A 14,372-nucleotide genomic window follows, 5' to 3' on the forward strand; every position below is an offset into this window, starting at 1 on the left:
CAATGCGAGGTATCTGACCATGGTGTTCAAGCCACAGAAATTCAACGGCGAAGAGCCGGTGCGCAGCAATCCGGAGCCGCCCACGGAAGTCGTTCTGGAAACAAGCGTTGCCGAACAACTGGCCGTCAGCGACGGCGTTGACGCGTCCAGCGTTTCGGCAACCGCGATCAAGGGTGAGATTGTGCTCTCGGGCACCGTCGGCTCGGCGGAGGAGGTTGATCGTGCAATCCAGGTGGCCCTGGATGTGCCCGGCGTGGACAAGGTCTCTGTCAACCTCGCCATTGGCGAACGCGGCAGCATCTGACGCTCCGGCCGAATGAGCCCCTGACCACGCGGGCCAGGGGCACGTGTTGATTCGAACTGCCTAACCTTTGCGAAACAAGGCGAGGCTTCTAGCCGGCAGGACAAACTCCTGGTTTTCCTTGGCCATATCGCCGCGCTGCTCCGGATTGCTGGTCAAGAGTTCCAGCACCCAGTCATTGCCGCCGGTCGCCGGAATGGTGAAGGCGGCATCCGCATCGACGGGATTGAACAGCATCAGGATATTCGACCAGACGTCTGGCTGCTCGGCCAGGTCATCGCGCTGCAAGCGCACCGCCAGCGCATTGCCGTCCAGCCAATGTTCCGGTTTCTGCACCCCGCCATGCACGTTAAACCAGTCGATGACCATGCCATCGCGCCAGTTTTCGCGGCGCAGCAAAGGCTGTTCTTTGCGCAACGTGATCAGCCGCCGTGTAAAGTCGCGCAGCGCCTCACAGCTTTCCGGCAGGTTTTCCCAGTGCAGCCAGCTGATCTCGCTATCCTGGCAATAGCCATTGTTGTTGCCCATCTGCGACCGACCGAATTCGTCGCCGGCCAGCAGCATCGGCGTCCCATGGGAGAGCAGCAGGGTCGCCAGGAAATTGCGCTTCTGCCGCTCGCGCAGGGCATTGATGCCCTCGTCCTCCGTCGGCCCCTCGACACCGTAATTATGGCTAAGGTTGTGGTTGTGGCCGTCATTGCCGTCTTCGCCATTCGCCTCGTTGTGCTTGTGGTCATAAGAGACGAGGTCGTTCAGCGTGAAGCCGTCATGGGCGGTAATGAAGTTGACGCTCGACCACGGGCGGCGACCCCGCAGATCGTAAATGTCTCCGGAGCCAAGCAGGCGTGCAGCAAAGTCCGGCGCGCAATTATCGCCGTTCAGCCAGTATTCGCGGGTCGAATCGCGATACTTGTCGTTCCACTCGGCCCAGCCCGGCGGAAAGCCGCCAACCTGGTAGCCGCCCGGTCCGATATCCCAGGGTTCGCCGATCAGCTTGACGCGGCTGAGCACCGGATCCTGCGTCATCGCGTCGAAATAGCCGCCGCGCTCGTCGAAGCCTTCCGGCTCGCGGCCGAGAATCGTGCCGAGATCGAAACGGAAACCGTCGACCTGCATGTCCTCGGCCCAGTAGCGCAACGAATCCATCACCATTTGCAGGACGCGCGGATGCGAGGTGTTCACCGTGTTACCGGTGCCGGTGTCGTTGATATAGTAACGGTGATTGTCCGGCAGGGTCCGGTAGTAGGAGAAGTTGTCGATGCCCTTGAAGGACAGCGATGGCCCGAGCTCGTTGCCCTCGGCGGTGTGATTGTAGACGACGTCGAGAATGACTTCGATGCCGGCATCATGGAAGGCGCGCACCATCTCGCGGAAGCCCCGCAATCCCTGCGGCCCGCAATAGCGTTGAGCAGGCGCAAAGAAACCGATCGTGTTATAGCCCCAATAGTTCCGCAAGCCCTTGTCGAGCAGATGGCTGTCATCGGGGAACTCATGGATCGGCAGGAGTTCGACGGAGGTGATGCCAAGGCTCTTGATATAGTCGACCGCCGCCTTATGCCCGAGCCCTTCGAATGTGCCGCGCAACTCCTGCGGAATGGCGGGATTAAGCTGCGTGAAGCCCTTCACATGCGTCTCGTAGACGATGGTGTCCGACCAGCCGACGGCGGGACGCTGGATTGAGCCCCAGCCGTCCGCGTTCCGGTCCACCACGCGGCATTTCGGCATGCCCGAGGCACTGTCCATGTCGTTGAAGGACAGATCCTTGTCCTCACTGTCCAGATCATAGGCAAAATGGGCTTTCGACCATTTGATCGGGCCCACCAGCTCGCGGGCATAGGGATCGAGCAGCAGCTTGTGCGGGTTGAAGCGATGGCCGTTGGCCGGATCGTAGGGGCCATGCACGCGGTAGCCGTAAAGCGCACCCGGCTTGAGGCCCGGCACATAACCGTGCCAGATTTCATTGGTATATTCCGGTAGGTTGAGACGGGCGATTTCCGTGGTGCCGCTGGGGTCGTAAAGGCACAGTTCCACCCTCTCGGCATGAGCCGAAAACAGGGCGAAATTGGTGCCTTCACCATCGAAATGCGCGCCAAGGGTCTGCCACTGGCCGGCCTCGACTGCGAAATGTGCTCTGCTATTGTCCATGGAATATACCTCAGGGCCGGTGACGGGTTTGCGCCGAGATAAGCCGCAGGCGCAGCATTTGTTCCGCACCGCCGCAAATACTGACCGCCGATCGCCGCCGATCAAGGAACAAATCCCATTCCCCTGGGTTGCAAGAGCGCAGGGGCGGAACGCTGTTGCAGGACGCTGTTGCAGGTATGAGTAAGGAAGAAGAATGATGGATTTCCAAGGAGACGTGGCCCTGGTAACGGGCGGCGGTTCTGGCATCGGCAAGGCGGCGGCGCTGCATCTGGCGGCGCAGGGCGCCTATGTCGCTGTTCTCGGACACACCGCCGTGGAATTGCACGCAACGGTCGCCGAGATCGAAGCCGCCGGTGGCGAGAGCATGGCGCTGGTGGCCGATATCACCGACGAGCAGCAGATGGCCAAAGCGGTCTCGACGCTGTTCGACAGCAAGGGTCGTCTCGATATCGTCGTGGCCAATGCCGGCATCAACGGCATATGGGCGCCGATCGATGACCTGAAACCCGATGAATGGGACAGGACGATCGCCGTCAACCTGCGCGGCACCTACATGACCCTGCATATGACCGTGCCCTATCTGAAGACGTCGGGCGGTGGGTCCATCATCGTCATCTCGTCGATCAACGGAACCCGGACCTTCACCTCGCCGGGCGCCACCGCCTACTCGGCGACCAAGGCCGCACAATTGGCCATAGTGCAGCAACTGGCGCCGGAGCTCGGCAAACACAATATCCGCATCAATGCCGTCTGCCCCGGCAAGATCGACACGGAGATCCAGGACAATACCACGATGAGAAACAGCGAGGAGGCCGGCGTCTCGGTGATATGGCCTGATGGCGATATTCCGCTGACCGCAGGCGTGGCTGGTGCAAGCGAAGACGTGGCTGAGGTGATCGTGTTTCTGGCGTCCGACAGCGCCCGCCACGTGACGGGCACGCCGATCTGGGTCGACGGGGCCCAGAGCCTGCTGCGTTGATCGGAAGCTGCGAACTTTCGAATTCCTTACGTCAGAGTTAACCATCTGTTCATCATGACGTTTTCAATTTTAGCTAAAGATGAACAAACCGGCCGGCCATGCGTTGGACACTCGAAGGAGACAAGATGATGCGCCCAGAACCCGATACAATACTGATTGTCGAAGACGATGTTTTCATTTCCATGGATGCTGCCGACAGTGTTGCCAGAGCCGGTGCCAATGTCGTGACCACGGAAACGGTGCGCGACGCGCTCGAATACTTGGACCATGGGCGGATCACCGCCGCCATTCTCGATTTCCAGGTACTCGACGGGTTTATAACCCCTGTCGTTGAAAGGCTCCGCTCTGCCGGAATTCCTTACCGGGTCGTCTCCGGAACCCCGGCCCATGAGATTGAAGCGCTCGGAATTCCCGCCGACAGAATTGTGTCCAAGCCGGCCGACTATTTCAAGATCTTCGTGTCGCTGATCAACGATCGTCCTTGGGCAAGTCTACGCGCGACCGCTTGATGGGTGCCGACGGGTATCAACGCAGGCAACAAGACGTGGAACTTAAGGCGGGCCCTCTCGTTACTGCCTCGGTCGGCCAATCGGCTGTATCATGACGGAAGGCGCTCCGATTTCGTCGGATTTCCGCCGGGCAGGGGTTTTATGACAAAAATGATGGATGGCGTGACGCGCCGCAAGACTTTGCGCACGGATCATCCCCTTTGGGCCGCAACGCCGCGCATTACCGTCCCGTCCGAAGCCAAGCCGCGGCATCAGGACTATGATGTCATCATTGTCGGCGCCGGCATCAGCGGTGCGATGATGGCCGAGGCCCTGGCCGATGGAAACCGTCGTATCCTGGTCACCGACCGGCGCCAGCCGGTGCGCGGCAGCACCATGGCGAGCACGGCGATGATCCAACATGAAATCGATATTCCGCTCCACCAGCTCGACAAGCTGATCGGCAAGGAAAAGGCGACGCGCGCCTGGCAGCGCTCCAGCGAGGCCGTCAAACATCTCAAGCGAACCATCGCGCGGCTCGACATCCGCTGTGCCTTTGAAGAGCGCAACACCCTTTATCTGGCTGGCGAGGAATATGGATCGCGGGCGCTGCAGACGGAGGTCGATCGGCGCCTTGAGGCAGGCCTGCAGGCTGAATATCTCAAATCGGCCGAGCTGCGCGATCGCTTCGACATCGAGCGCACGGCGGGTATCGTATCCTCTCCATCCGCCTCCGCTAATCCCGCCCAGCTGACAGCAGGCCTGCACAAGGCGGCGGCGGTGCGCGGCGTGGAAACGGTCTCCCTGCTCGACATTACCGACCTGCGCGAAACCCGCGACGGCGTGGTGCTGGCAACGGCAGAGGGCCAATTGCTGACCGCTGCCGACGTGATCTTCTGCACCGGATATGAATTTCTGAAAGTCATGGAAAGCCCGGCCCATCAGGTGATCTCGACCTGGGCTCTGGCCAGCGAACCACGCACCCCACGTCCGGCCTGGCTCGACGAGTTCCTGGTCTGGGAAGGGTCCGATCCCTATCTCTATTTCCGCTCGACGCCGGATGGCCGCATTGTCGCCGGTGGTGAGGACGAGGCCGATCAGCTGGCCCACCTTGATCAGGACAAGGGCAAGGCCAAGTTTGTCCGGATTGCCGAGAAGCTCCGGGATCTGACCGGGATCGACATCGGCAAGCCCGCCTACGGCTGGGCGGCTGCCTTCGGTACGACGACCACAGGCCTGCCGATCATCGACCGCGTGCCGGGCATGGACCATGTGCACGCCGTGATGGGCTTTGGCGGCAATGGCATCACGTTCAGCGCCATTGCCTCTCAGATGGTCGCGTCGAGAATTGCCGGCAAGCCCGATCCCGACGAGGATCTGTTCCGTTATCCCGACTGATCGCCTGGGGTTGCCGCTGGCCTTAATCCTCGGAGTAGCGCTCCTCGGCCCAGGGATCGCCGCGCATGTGATAGCCGTTCTTTTCCCAGAAGCCGGCGCTATCCACGGCCAGGAAGTCGATCCGCTTCAGCCATTTGGCGCTCTTCCAAAAATAAAGATGCGGCACCACCAGACGCACCGGTCCGCCATGCTCCGTGCTCAGCGGCTTGCCGTCCCAGCTATGGGCGATGATCGCATCTTCTGCCGCAAAATCGGCAAGCAACAGATTGGTTGTGTAACCGTCATAGCTTGTCAGCATGACGGCATTGGCCGCTCCAGTTGGCGAGACCAGCGCCAGTAGATCGCGGGTTGCCAGGCCTGTCCAGTCGTTGTCATAGCGTGACCATGTCGTGACACAATGGATATCGGAGCGCATCTCGCTTTGCGGCAGATTCTGGAACGCTTGCCACGCAAGGCTCTGCGGGGCCGCCACCAGCCCGGCCACCTCCAGTGTCCATTGCGATTGCGAGATATGCGGCTGCTGGCCAAGATCCAGCACCGGCCAGTTCTTGACCAGATGCTGGCCCGGCGGCAGGCGGTCGCTGTCCGGCCGCGCCACCCGGCCAGTCAGGAACTTGCCCTCCGCCGCCCAGCGCTGTTTGGTCACGGTCAGTTTGGTCAGTTCCGGGCTCAGCTCTTCGTCACTCATGGTCAATCCTCGTTCTCAGACAGGCTTCAACCCTCGGACCAACGTCGGAATGAGTTCCGAAGCGATCGGATGGATCGGCACCGCCCATTGCAATGTCGGATAGGCGATATGGCATTCATCATATCCAGAATACCATGGATCGCCTCGATACCAAGAAGGGCGGCACGCTTGGCATTGATCACTTTATGATTAGCCGTACGCCAACGGCCTCGATGCGGCTTGGCCTGAGCGTCCCGATCCTCTAAGAAATGCAGCGGCAAAGCCATGCCGGGTTGGTGCCCATGGGCAAACGGCGGAGCGGATGAGGAGAGACGGATATCATGCTGACACGCCGACATATGCTTGCGACCGCGGCCCTTGCCCTCATCGCGCCCAGCGCCTCCTCCGCCGTGGAACTGACCCAGAATGCGCTCTATTTCGACAAGGATGCGCCAGTCCTCGGCAATCCGAAGGGTGACGTCACTCTGGTCGAATTCTTCGATTACCAGTGCGGTTACTGCAAATCGAGCCATCCGATGGTCAGAAGGATCGTCAAGGAAGACGGCAATATCCGGCTCGTGCTGAAGGACTGGCCGATCTTCGGCGGCGTCTCGGTCTTTGCGGCCCAGGCTGTTCTGGGTGCGGCCCAGCTCGGCAAGTATGAGCAGGCCCTGGAGGCCGTGATGGCGATCAAGGGCCGGGTCAACGAGGAAGCGGTGGAGCAGGCCCTGGCAAGCGTCGATCTGCCGATGGACCGGATCGCGGCCGCAGTCAACGAGCACAATGCCAGGATATCCGGTCTTCTCGACCGCAATTATGCCCAGGCGACGGGGTTCAACCTGGTCGGCACGCCGTCCTTCGTCACCGGCACGTCCCTCTATCCGGGCGTCCTCGATGAAGAGGCGTTGAAGAAGGCCATTGCCAAGGCGCGTGCCTGATAGACATGCGGGATCCCGCCACTAGAGTTTCGCCAATGGAAAAACCCATGCCAGCTGTCGAACCCCGTTCCTTCCTGACCGCCCTGTTTCAGGCAGCCGTCACCGCCGCGGATCCGCTGGAGGGTATCCGCAAATATCTGCCGCAAAAGCCTGTGGGCCGCACTGTGGTCGTCGGTGCTGGCAAAGGTGCGGCCCAGATGGCGCAGGCGCTCGAAAGCCTGTGGGATGGTCCGCTCGAAGGAGTGGTCGTGACGCGCTATGGCTATGGCTGCACGCTTCAGCATATCGAGTTGCTCGAGGCGTCCCATCCGGTGCCGGATGCAGCGGGGCTTGAGGCGGGCAGGCGGCTGATGACAGCCGTCCGCGACCTGACGGCCGACGATCTGGTGATCGCCTTGATCTGCGGTGGCGGCTCCGCTCTGCTGCCGGCGCCTCCGGCCGGCCTGACGCTCGATGACGAGATTGCGCTCAACGAAATGCTGCTCGCCTCGGGTGCGCCGATTTCGGCGATGAACGTGGTGCGCAAGCATCTTTCCACCATCAAGGGCGGCCGGCTTGCCGCCGCCACCAGGGCTCAAGTCGTCAGCCTGATCGTGTCGGATATTCCCGGAGACAATCCCGCCCATGTCGCCTCCGGCCCGACGGTGGCGGACGGTTCCACCCGCCACGATGCGCTGGAGATTGTCCGCCAATATGGCCTGGCCCTGCCGCAGGCGGCGATCGATCATCTGAACTCCCCGGCCGCTGATGCGCCGGATCCCGCCGATCCGGTCTTTGCCCGGCACGAGCATCATATCATCGCGTCTGCAGGCGTCTCGCTGGAGGCCGCCGCCGCCCTTGCGCAGACGCACGGCATTCCAGCCGTCATCCTGTCGGATTCGATCGAGGGCGAGGCTCGCGATGTTGCCCTGGTGCATGCGGCGATCGCCCGGGAAGTGCGGGTCCAGAACAGGCCCTTCAAAAAACCGGTGGTGGTCCTGTCGGGCGGCGAAACGACGGTGACGTTATGCAGCAAGGGCGGTCGCGGCGGACGCAACGGCGAATTCACGCTGGCCATGGCGCTCGCCATCGACGGGCATGATATCCACGTGCTGGCCGCCGATACCGATGGCATAGATGGTTCGGAAAACAATGCCGGCGCCTTTTCCGATGGCGGCAGCATCAAACGGCTGCGCGCCTTGGGCCTTGATCCGCGCCGGCTGCTGGATGGCAATGACAGCTATTCCGGCTTTTTAGCCATCGGCGATCTGTTCGAAACCGGCCCGACCGGCACCAATGTCAACGATTTCCGCGCCATCCTGATCCTCTGAGGAGATTGTATCGCGGGTCGCATGCCATCAGTCATCGTCCATACGGGCGATCGACCGCAGCCGGCTGCGGCTCTTGGGCAAGCGCTTGTCCATGTCATGGAACGGTTTCAATCCGGCAAGCACCCGTCCGAGTTCGGCGATGCGTTCCGCCTTGTCCTTGATCGCCTTGCGCTCCGCACGGGTCAATTCTCCGAAGGAATGCGGAGCATATTTTACCGCAAGCTCCGCATAGGCCATCGAACCCGGTTGCGGTTCGGCATCATAGGCTTTGGCAAAGTCGCGCAACATGTCATCGATCGCCCGGATCTCGACCAGGTAGCGCCGCCAGCGATGCTCGTCGAGACAGAATTTCCCGACGATTTCCTGGCCGGCCAATTCCCCGTAGCGGGTGAGATCGCGGATGCGTTCGCCCGGCATGTCCAGATTGAGGCCGCCTTCGTCCTCGGTCAGGTTGACCGTTACGATACGCTCGCGGTAGCCCGGCAAAATGGATTGCAGCGAATCCTGCCAATCCTTGGCGCTGCCGAACAGCGCCATGATGAAGCCGAAAATGCCCTTGATGCCGCGGGTCGGCAGAAGCTGCCCCTGGATGGCCTCCAGCGGCAGCACGATCCGGTCGTCGCCGGTCTTTGTCCGAAGCGGATTGTGTTCGCCGAGCGAGATGCCGAAGGTCGGTGTCTGCGGCAGGAACCGATCAAAGAAATGCACCGGGAAATTGCTGGAGAGCCCACCGTCGGAAAACAGGCAGCGCACCAGCTTCTGATCGTCGCTGGCATTGATAAGGGTATAGTCGTAGCGCCAGAGCGGAACCGCCGATATCAGGCCGGGGAAGCTGAGGCTCATGCGCGCCATCACCACCAGTGGCATGTTCTCGACATTGAAATAGTAGAGGTCGCGGCTCTTGTCCTTCGTTTCCACCCGCTTGCTGGCGGCCACCATCGAATCGACGATGCGCTTTGGAAACAGCCGCCGGAACTCCCTTTCGGAGAAGAAATGCAGCCGGTTGCCCATCGGCAGTGCATAGGGACGGTGGGTAGAGATGTCGGTGGTGACCGTGTTGACGCGGATGCCGCGCTCAAGCAGTTTTGCGATCCCGAGCGGCGGGGCGCCTGGAGCGAGACCGGCGACCCGGTCGATCGTATCCGCCAGCCAGTCGGTGAGCGCCGGGCCGTCGGTGTCGGGCTGCGTCAGCCCGCTGCACAGCCCGAAATCCGCCTCCGGCAGGGCGCCTGTCACCTGCCGGACCGCTGAATAGACCGGAGCGGCAAGACCGCCTGCCAGCGTCAAAAGCAGCCCCAGAACGCCATAGCCGGACTCCTGTGAATAGAGCGCCAGCACCAGGGTGACAAGTCCCGGCAGTGCTCCAAGCACAGCACTCTTGCTGTATCCTGTCAGGAGTGCAATCAACACCGCGGCCCAGCGTTTGGTGAGCGCTGCCAGCAGCAGCGCAAAGAGTGGCCGTAGATGTGGCAAGGGCTGGAATTTCTGCAGCAGCGTCTTCGACAGCTCGTCCGGCAGCTTGCCCACCTTGTCGAAGCCGCCGCTGTCGCGGCCGTATTCGGCAGCCGCCGTCACCACGGCGGCAATGGCGCCCGCCGAGGTGCCGCCGATATTGTCGAAGCGGTACTTTTTCGACAGTTCGATCACCGCGCGCGGATAGACCACGCCGCTGGTAATCCCGCCCTTCATCACCAGGTCGCAATGTTTTAGCGGCATCGTCATGATGTCCATCTCCCCCCGAGCACGGATTCGGAAACAATGCCTTAAAAGTTGTGTCTGCGATAGATGGCAACCGTGTTTGCCGTGTCAGATATGGAGCGTTTTCGCCATCAGAGCTGCCGCAGGACCATATGTCGCCTGTCGGCATTCGCGGCAGAAGGTCTCATGGACAGGGACTCGCCCGCCGACCTGCAATGCCCTAAGTAATGCCTGCGTTGAAGCAGCCGGCGACCGATGGAGAATGGCAAGCGTATGGTACTGGCACTGCAACAGGTCACGAAATCCTACCGGACCTCCGAGGGGCCGCTGACGGTGCTGCGGGACATCGATCTCAGCCTGGCGGCTGGCAGAAGCCTGGCCCTGACCGGTGAATCGGGCAGCGGCAAGAGCACGCTGCTGCATCTGGCGGCGGGGCTGGACAGTCCTGATTCCGGCCTGGTGATCGTTGCCGGACAGACCATTTCAAGTCTCGGCGACAGCGGCCGGGCGGCGCTGCGCCGCGGCATCGTCGGGCTGATTTTCCAGCAGTTCAATCTCATTCCGTCGCTCGACGTGGCCGCCAATCTGGCCTTTCATGCTCGCCTCGCCGGCCGCTACGACCCCGAATGGCAGTCAGTGCTGATCGCCAAGCTCGGTCTCTCGGATCTGCTGAAGCGTTATCCGGAACAGCTGTCTGGCGGCCAGCAGCAGCGTGTTGCCATCGGCCGGACGCTCGCCGCCCGCCCGCGGCTGGTGCTGGCCGACGAGCCGACCGGCAATCTGGACGAGGCAACGGGCGACGCCGTTCTGGCGCTGATGATGGAACTTGTCACGGAGACCGGTGCGTCATTGCTGATGGTTACTCATTCCTTGCGACTAGCCGAGCGTCTGGACGATCGGGTGCATCTGCGCGCCGGGGGGATCGTCTGATGCTGCGGACCAGCCTGTCGGCCCTCCTGTCCCATTGGCGCCGCCGGCCGCTGCAGCTGGCCATGCTGCTGATGGGCCTGTCGCTGGCAACCGCGCTCTGGTCGGGCGTCCAGGCGGTCAATGCCGAGGCGCGCGCCAGTTACGACCGGGCGGCGGCCATGCTCGGCCAGAACCGGTTGGTGCAGCTTGTCCGGGCTGATGGTGGCATGATCGCGCAGCAGGTTTATGTCGATCTGCGTCGGGCCGGCTGGCCGGTGTCGCCGGTGCTTGAAGGCGATCTGCGCCTTGGCCCGGTTCGCCTGGCGGTGATCGGTATCGATCCCCTGACCCTGCCGAGTGATGCCCAGCAGATCGACGTCAGCGGTGGCGACGGTCTGCTCTCTTTCCTCGCACCACCGGGCCTGCTCTATGTTGCGCCGCCAACGGCCGAACGCTTGGCGGGAAGCGACTCTCTGCCGCCGCGCCGCATCGCCAAGGACCTGCCACCCGGCACGGCGATCACCGATATCGGCCGCGCGCAGGCGCTGCTCGGCAAACCGGGCCAGATCAGCCGCCTTGTGCTGGCGCCCGGAGCGACACCGGACACCGCCGCGCTGGAAACCCTGGCGCCGGGTCTCGTGTTGCGCGCGCCTGACAGCCAGGGCGATCTCGCCCGGCTCACCGACAGTTTCCACTTAAACCTGACCGCCTTCGGTCTGCTCGCCTTCGTGGTCGGCCTGTTCATCGTCTATTCGGCCATCGGCCTTGCCTTCGAGCAGCGCCGGCCGAGTTTTCGCACCCTGCGGTCGCTCGGTGTGCCGGCCGGCACCCTGATGGGACTGCTGCTGGCCGAACTGTTGATCCTGGCGCTGGTCGCCGGTGTGATCGGCGTGGCCCTCGGCTATCTCGTCGCGTCCCTGCTGCTGCCGGATGTCGCGGCAACCCTGCAGGGCCTGTACGGCGCCGATGTGCCGGGAACGCTGACGCTTCGCCCGCAATGGTGGGCGACGGGGCTGGCCATTGCCGTCTTCGGAACGCTGGTCTCCTCGGCCCAGAGCCTCTGGCGTGTCTGGCGCATGCCGCTGCTGGCGCCAGCCCAGCCGCGCGCCTGGGCGCGGGCCTCGGAAGCCGCCCTGCGGGTTCAGGCACTGGCTTCGCTCAGCCTGTTTGCCCTGTCGCTGGGTTTTGCCACATGGGGTTCGGGCCTTGTCGCGGGCTTTGCCGTTCTGGGCGCTCTGCTGCTCGGCTCGGCGCTGCTGCTGCCCGTGCTGCTGGCACTGTTTCTGGCCCTCATGCAGCGTCTCTCGACCGGGCCTCTGTCGACATGGTTCTGGGCGGATGCCCGCCAGCAGCTTCCCGGCCTGTCGCTTGCGCTGATGGCGCTGTTGCTGGCGCTGTCGGCCAATGTTGGGGTTGGCACCATGGTGGCGAGCTTCCGCCTGACCTTCACTGGCTGGCTCGACCAGCGCCTGGCATCCGAGCTCTATGTAACGGCCCGCACCGAGGATGAAGCGGCGGATCTTCGGACCTGGCTCGCGCCGCGCGTGGATGCCGTTCTGCCGATCTGGAGTGTCGAGGGCGAGATCGCCGGCCAGCCGGCGCAGGTCTACGGAGTTGCCGATCATGCTACCTATCGCGACCATTGGCCCTTGCTGGAGGCCGGACCCGACCTTTGGGACCGGCTGGCGCGCGGCGAGGCGGCGCTGGTCAACGAGCAGATGGCGCGCCGCGACGGCCTGCGGCTTGGAGATCCGCTGACCCTGCCCGGCGGATGGCAAACGGTGGTGGCCGGCGTCTATTCCGACTACGGCAATCCCCTCGGCCAGGTGATCGTCGGCATCGAGGCGCTCACGTCCCACTATCCCGATGTCGCGCGGCTTCGTTACGGCCTGCGCCTGCCGCCGGCCGATACGCAGCGGCTGAAAGACGAGTTGCAAACCCGCTTCGACCTGCCCTCCCAAAACGTTGTCGATCAGGCGAGCATCAAACGACGTTCGCTGGAGGTTTTCGAAAAGACCTTTGCCGTGACGGCAGCGCTGAATGTGCTGACGCTCGGCGTGGCGGGTCTGGCAATGTTTGCCAGCCTGATGACCCTGTCGGGCCTCCGCCTGCCGCAGATCGCGCCGATCTGGGCCATGGGCCTGACGCGCCACCATCTGGTGCTGCTGGAACTGGCCCGCACCATGATACTAGCCTCGCTGACCTTGCTGGCGGCCCTGCCGGTCGGTCTTGGCCTTGCCTATGTGCTGCTGGCGATCGTCAATGTCGAGGCCTTCGGCTGGCGGCTGCCGGTCCATCTGTTCCCGGCCGACTGGCTGCGGCTGGCGGCCCTTGCCCTTGTCGCGGCCCTTCTGGCAGCGCTCGTTCCGCTGCGCAACCTGGCCCGGCTGACGCCGTCCGATCTGTTGAGGGTGTTTGCCAATGAGCGCTAGAACCGTTCTCTGCTACGTCATAGCAGGCCTTTTGCTGCAGCCAGGCCACGGCTCTGCGCAGGGCTTTGCCGGTCTGGGCTCCAGCGCCGACGGCTTTGCCGTGCCGCAGCCGGATGTCAAACTCAAGTTCCCGGCCGATCATGGTCCTCATCCCGACTACCGGATCGAATGGTGGTATGTGACTGCCAATCTGCAGGCAGCCGATGGCACCGATTATGGCGTCCAGTGGACGCTGTTCCGCTCGGCCCTTGCTCCGGGCGAGGCCGAGGGCTGGTCAAGCCCGCAGGTCTGGATGGGGCATGCGGCCCTGACCACGCCGAGCGCCCATCATGTCTCGGAACGTCTGGCCCGCGGCGGCATCGGCCAGGCTGGTGTAACCGCAGCGCCGTTCGAGGCCTGGATCGACGACTGGCACATGCGGGCAGCAGCGCCGTCCGGCCCGGTTGCGGTGAGTGGCGATGGCCTGGCCCGGCTCGATCTTGCCGCCAAAGGCGATGCCTTCTCCTACGATCTGCGGCTCGACGCCAAGGGGCCACTGGTTCTGCAGGGCGATGGCGGCTATTCGCTGAAATCGGCCGCCGGCCAGGCGAGCTATTATTATTCGCAACCGTTCTATACGGTGAGCGGCACGCTCCACCTGCCGGGTGGCGATGTCGCGGTGACCGGCAATGCCTGGCTCGACCGGGAATGGTCGTCGCAGCCGCTGGCCGCCGATCAGACAGGCTGGGATTGGTTCTCGCTCCATCTCGACAGTGGCGAAAAGCTGATGGGTTTTCGTCTGCGCGACAGTGGTGCAGGTTTCACCTCCGCCAACTGGATTTCGGCGGACGGCGTACCGGGGCCTTTGCCGCCGGGCGCCATGACCGTGACGCCGCTCGACTATGCCTCGGTCGCCGGCAAGACAATCCCGGTGCGCTGGCGCGTCGACGTGCCGGCCAAGGGCTTCAGTGTCACGACGGTAGCGCTCAATCCGCAGTCCTATATGACGACGCGCTTCCCCTATTGGGAGGGACCGATCCGCTTTTCCGGCACCCATGCCGGCCGCGGCTATCTGGAGATGACCGGCTACGAATAGCCGAGTTCCTTTGGGCAGGGCCGGATATCTCC

12 protein-coding genes are annotated in these 14,372 nt (G+C 63.0%); 9 read left to right on the forward strand and 3 right to left on the reverse strand.

Features of this window, described 5'->3' with window-relative positions; genetic code table 11:
• Positions 1-19: 19 nt before the first annotated feature.
• Entirely contained in the window at positions 20-304 is a 285-nt protein-coding gene (locus tag HGO38_RS04095) for a BON domain-containing protein (protein ID WP_250954656.1), read from the forward strand.
• Between the two features lie 60 nt (positions 305-364).
• On the opposite strand, the gene glgX is transcribed toward HGO38_RS04095, so the two are convergent.
• Positions 365-2,446, reverse strand: a complete 2,082-nt coding sequence (glgX, locus tag HGO38_RS04100) for a glycogen debranching protein GlgX (RefSeq protein ID WP_250954657.1) — start codon at positions 2,444-2,446, stop codon at positions 365-367.
• 196 nt (positions 2,447-2,642) lie between these two features.
• Between glgX and HGO38_RS04105 the strand changes: the two genes are divergently transcribed.
• From HGO38_RS04105 to HGO38_RS04115, 3 genes are all read left to right on the forward strand, one after another.
• Positions 2,643-3,425: an SDR family oxidoreductase gene (locus tag HGO38_RS04105; protein WP_250954982.1), complete on the forward strand. Its 783-nt coding sequence runs from the start codon at positions 2,643-2,645 to the stop codon at positions 3,423-3,425.
• A gap of 125 nt (positions 3,426-3,550) precedes the next feature.
• Complete coding sequence (locus HGO38_RS04110; RefSeq protein ID WP_250954658.1) at positions 3,551-3,934, forward strand: response regulator; 384 nt, start codon at positions 3,551-3,553, stop codon at positions 3,932-3,934.
• 141 nt (positions 3,935-4,075) lie between these two features.
• Positions 4,076-5,311 carry an NAD(P)/FAD-dependent oxidoreductase gene (locus HGO38_RS04115; protein WP_250954659.1) on the forward strand — a complete coding sequence of 412 codons (1,236 nt, stop codon included), beginning with the start codon at positions 4,076-4,078 and terminating at the stop codon, positions 5,309-5,311.
• A 22-nt stretch (positions 5,312-5,333) separates the two neighbouring features.
• On the opposite strand, the gene HGO38_RS04120 is transcribed toward HGO38_RS04115, so the two are convergent.
• A complete protein-coding gene (locus HGO38_RS04120) occupies positions 5,334-5,999 on the reverse strand; it encodes a sulfite oxidase-like oxidoreductase (RefSeq protein WP_250954660.1) in 666 nt (221 codons plus the stop codon).
• Between the two features lie 320 nt (positions 6,000-6,319).
• Between HGO38_RS04120 and HGO38_RS04130 the strand changes: the two genes are divergently transcribed.
• Together HGO38_RS04130 and HGO38_RS04135 are read left to right on the forward strand one after the other, a co-directional pair.
• Positions 6,320-6,916 carry a DsbA family protein gene (locus HGO38_RS04130; RefSeq protein ID WP_250954661.1) on the forward strand — a complete coding sequence of 199 codons (597 nt, stop codon included), beginning with the start codon at positions 6,320-6,322 and terminating at the stop codon, positions 6,914-6,916.
• 47 nt (positions 6,917-6,963) lie between these two features.
• Complete coding sequence (locus tag HGO38_RS04135) at positions 6,964-8,226, forward strand: glycerate kinase type-2 family protein (RefSeq protein WP_250954662.1); 1,263 nt, start codon at positions 6,964-6,966, stop codon at positions 8,224-8,226.
• A 27-nt stretch (positions 8,227-8,253) separates the two neighbouring features.
• On the opposite strand, the gene HGO38_RS04140 is transcribed toward HGO38_RS04135, so the two are convergent.
• Positions 8,254-9,948, reverse strand: a complete 1,695-nt coding sequence (locus HGO38_RS04140; protein WP_250954663.1) for a patatin-like phospholipase family protein — start codon at positions 9,946-9,948, stop codon at positions 8,254-8,256.
• Positions 9,949-10,197: 249 nt separating this feature from the next.
• Between HGO38_RS04140 and HGO38_RS04145 the strand changes: the two genes are divergently transcribed.
• Genes HGO38_RS04145 through HGO38_RS04155 form a run of 3 tightly spaced genes read left to right on the forward strand, consistent with a single transcriptional unit; the run spans position 10,198 to position 14,340 of the window.
• The gene (locus HGO38_RS04145; protein WP_250954664.1) at positions 10,198-10,854 is read left to right on the forward strand and encodes an ABC transporter ATP-binding protein; all 657 of its coding nucleotides are present in this window, start codon (positions 10,198-10,200) and stop codon (positions 10,852-10,854) included.
• The gene (locus HGO38_RS04150; protein ID WP_250954665.1) at positions 10,854-13,265 is read left to right on the forward strand and encodes an ABC transporter permease; all 2,412 of its coding nucleotides are present in this window, start codon (positions 10,854-10,856) and stop codon (positions 13,263-13,265) included. The genes HGO38_RS04145 and HGO38_RS04150 overlap by 1 nt, the downstream gene beginning before the upstream one ends.
• On the forward strand, positions 13,255-14,340 hold the full coding sequence (locus HGO38_RS04155) for a lipocalin-like domain-containing protein (RefSeq protein WP_250954666.1): 1,086 nt from the start codon (positions 13,255-13,257) through the stop codon (positions 14,338-14,340). The genes HGO38_RS04150 and HGO38_RS04155 overlap by 11 nt, the downstream gene beginning before the upstream one ends.
• The last annotated feature ends 32 nt before the right edge of the window (positions 14,341-14,372 follow it).

Source organism: Rhizobium sp. CG5, assembly GCF_023701945.1.
Classification (GTDB): domain Bacteria; phylum Pseudomonadota; class Alphaproteobacteria; order Rhizobiales; family Rhizobiaceae; genus Allorhizobium.

Excerpts from the sequence above, each read along its gene's own strand:
- HGO38_RS04095 (WP_250954656.1), top strand. The coding sequence starts at position 20 with ATGGTGTTCAAGCCACAGAAATTCAACGGCGAAGAGCCGGTGCGCAGC.
- glgX (WP_250954657.1), bottom strand. The coding sequence starts at position 2,446 with ATGGACAATAGCAGAGCACATTTCGCAGTCGAGGCCGGCCAGTGGCAG.
- HGO38_RS04105 (WP_250954982.1), top strand. The coding sequence starts at position 2,643 with ATGGATTTCCAAGGAGACGTGGCCCTGGTAACGGGCGGCGGTTCTGGC.
- HGO38_RS04110 (WP_250954658.1), top strand. The coding sequence starts at position 3,551 with ATGATGCGCCCAGAACCCGATACAATACTGATTGTCGAAGACGATGTT.
- HGO38_RS04115 (WP_250954659.1), top strand. The coding sequence starts at position 4,076 with ATGACAAAAATGATGGATGGCGTGACGCGCCGCAAGACTTTGCGCACG.
- HGO38_RS04120 (WP_250954660.1), bottom strand. The coding sequence starts at position 5,999 with ATGAGTGACGAAGAGCTGAGCCCGGAACTGACCAAACTGACCGTGACC.
- HGO38_RS04130 (WP_250954661.1), top strand. The coding sequence starts at position 6,320 with ATGCTGACACGCCGACATATGCTTGCGACCGCGGCCCTTGCCCTCATC.
- HGO38_RS04135 (WP_250954662.1), top strand. The coding sequence starts at position 6,964 with ATGCCAGCTGTCGAACCCCGTTCCTTCCTGACCGCCCTGTTTCAGGCA.
- HGO38_RS04140 (WP_250954663.1), bottom strand. The coding sequence starts at position 9,948 with ATGACGATGCCGCTAAAACATTGCGACCTGGTGATGAAGGGCGGGATT.
- HGO38_RS04145 (WP_250954664.1), top strand. The coding sequence starts at position 10,198 with ATGGTACTGGCACTGCAACAGGTCACGAAATCCTACCGGACCTCCGAG.
- HGO38_RS04150 (WP_250954665.1), top strand. The coding sequence starts at position 10,854 with ATGCTGCGGACCAGCCTGTCGGCCCTCCTGTCCCATTGGCGCCGCCGG.
- HGO38_RS04155 (WP_250954666.1), top strand. The coding sequence starts at position 13,255 with ATGAGCGCTAGAACCGTTCTCTGCTACGTCATAGCAGGCCTTTTGCTG.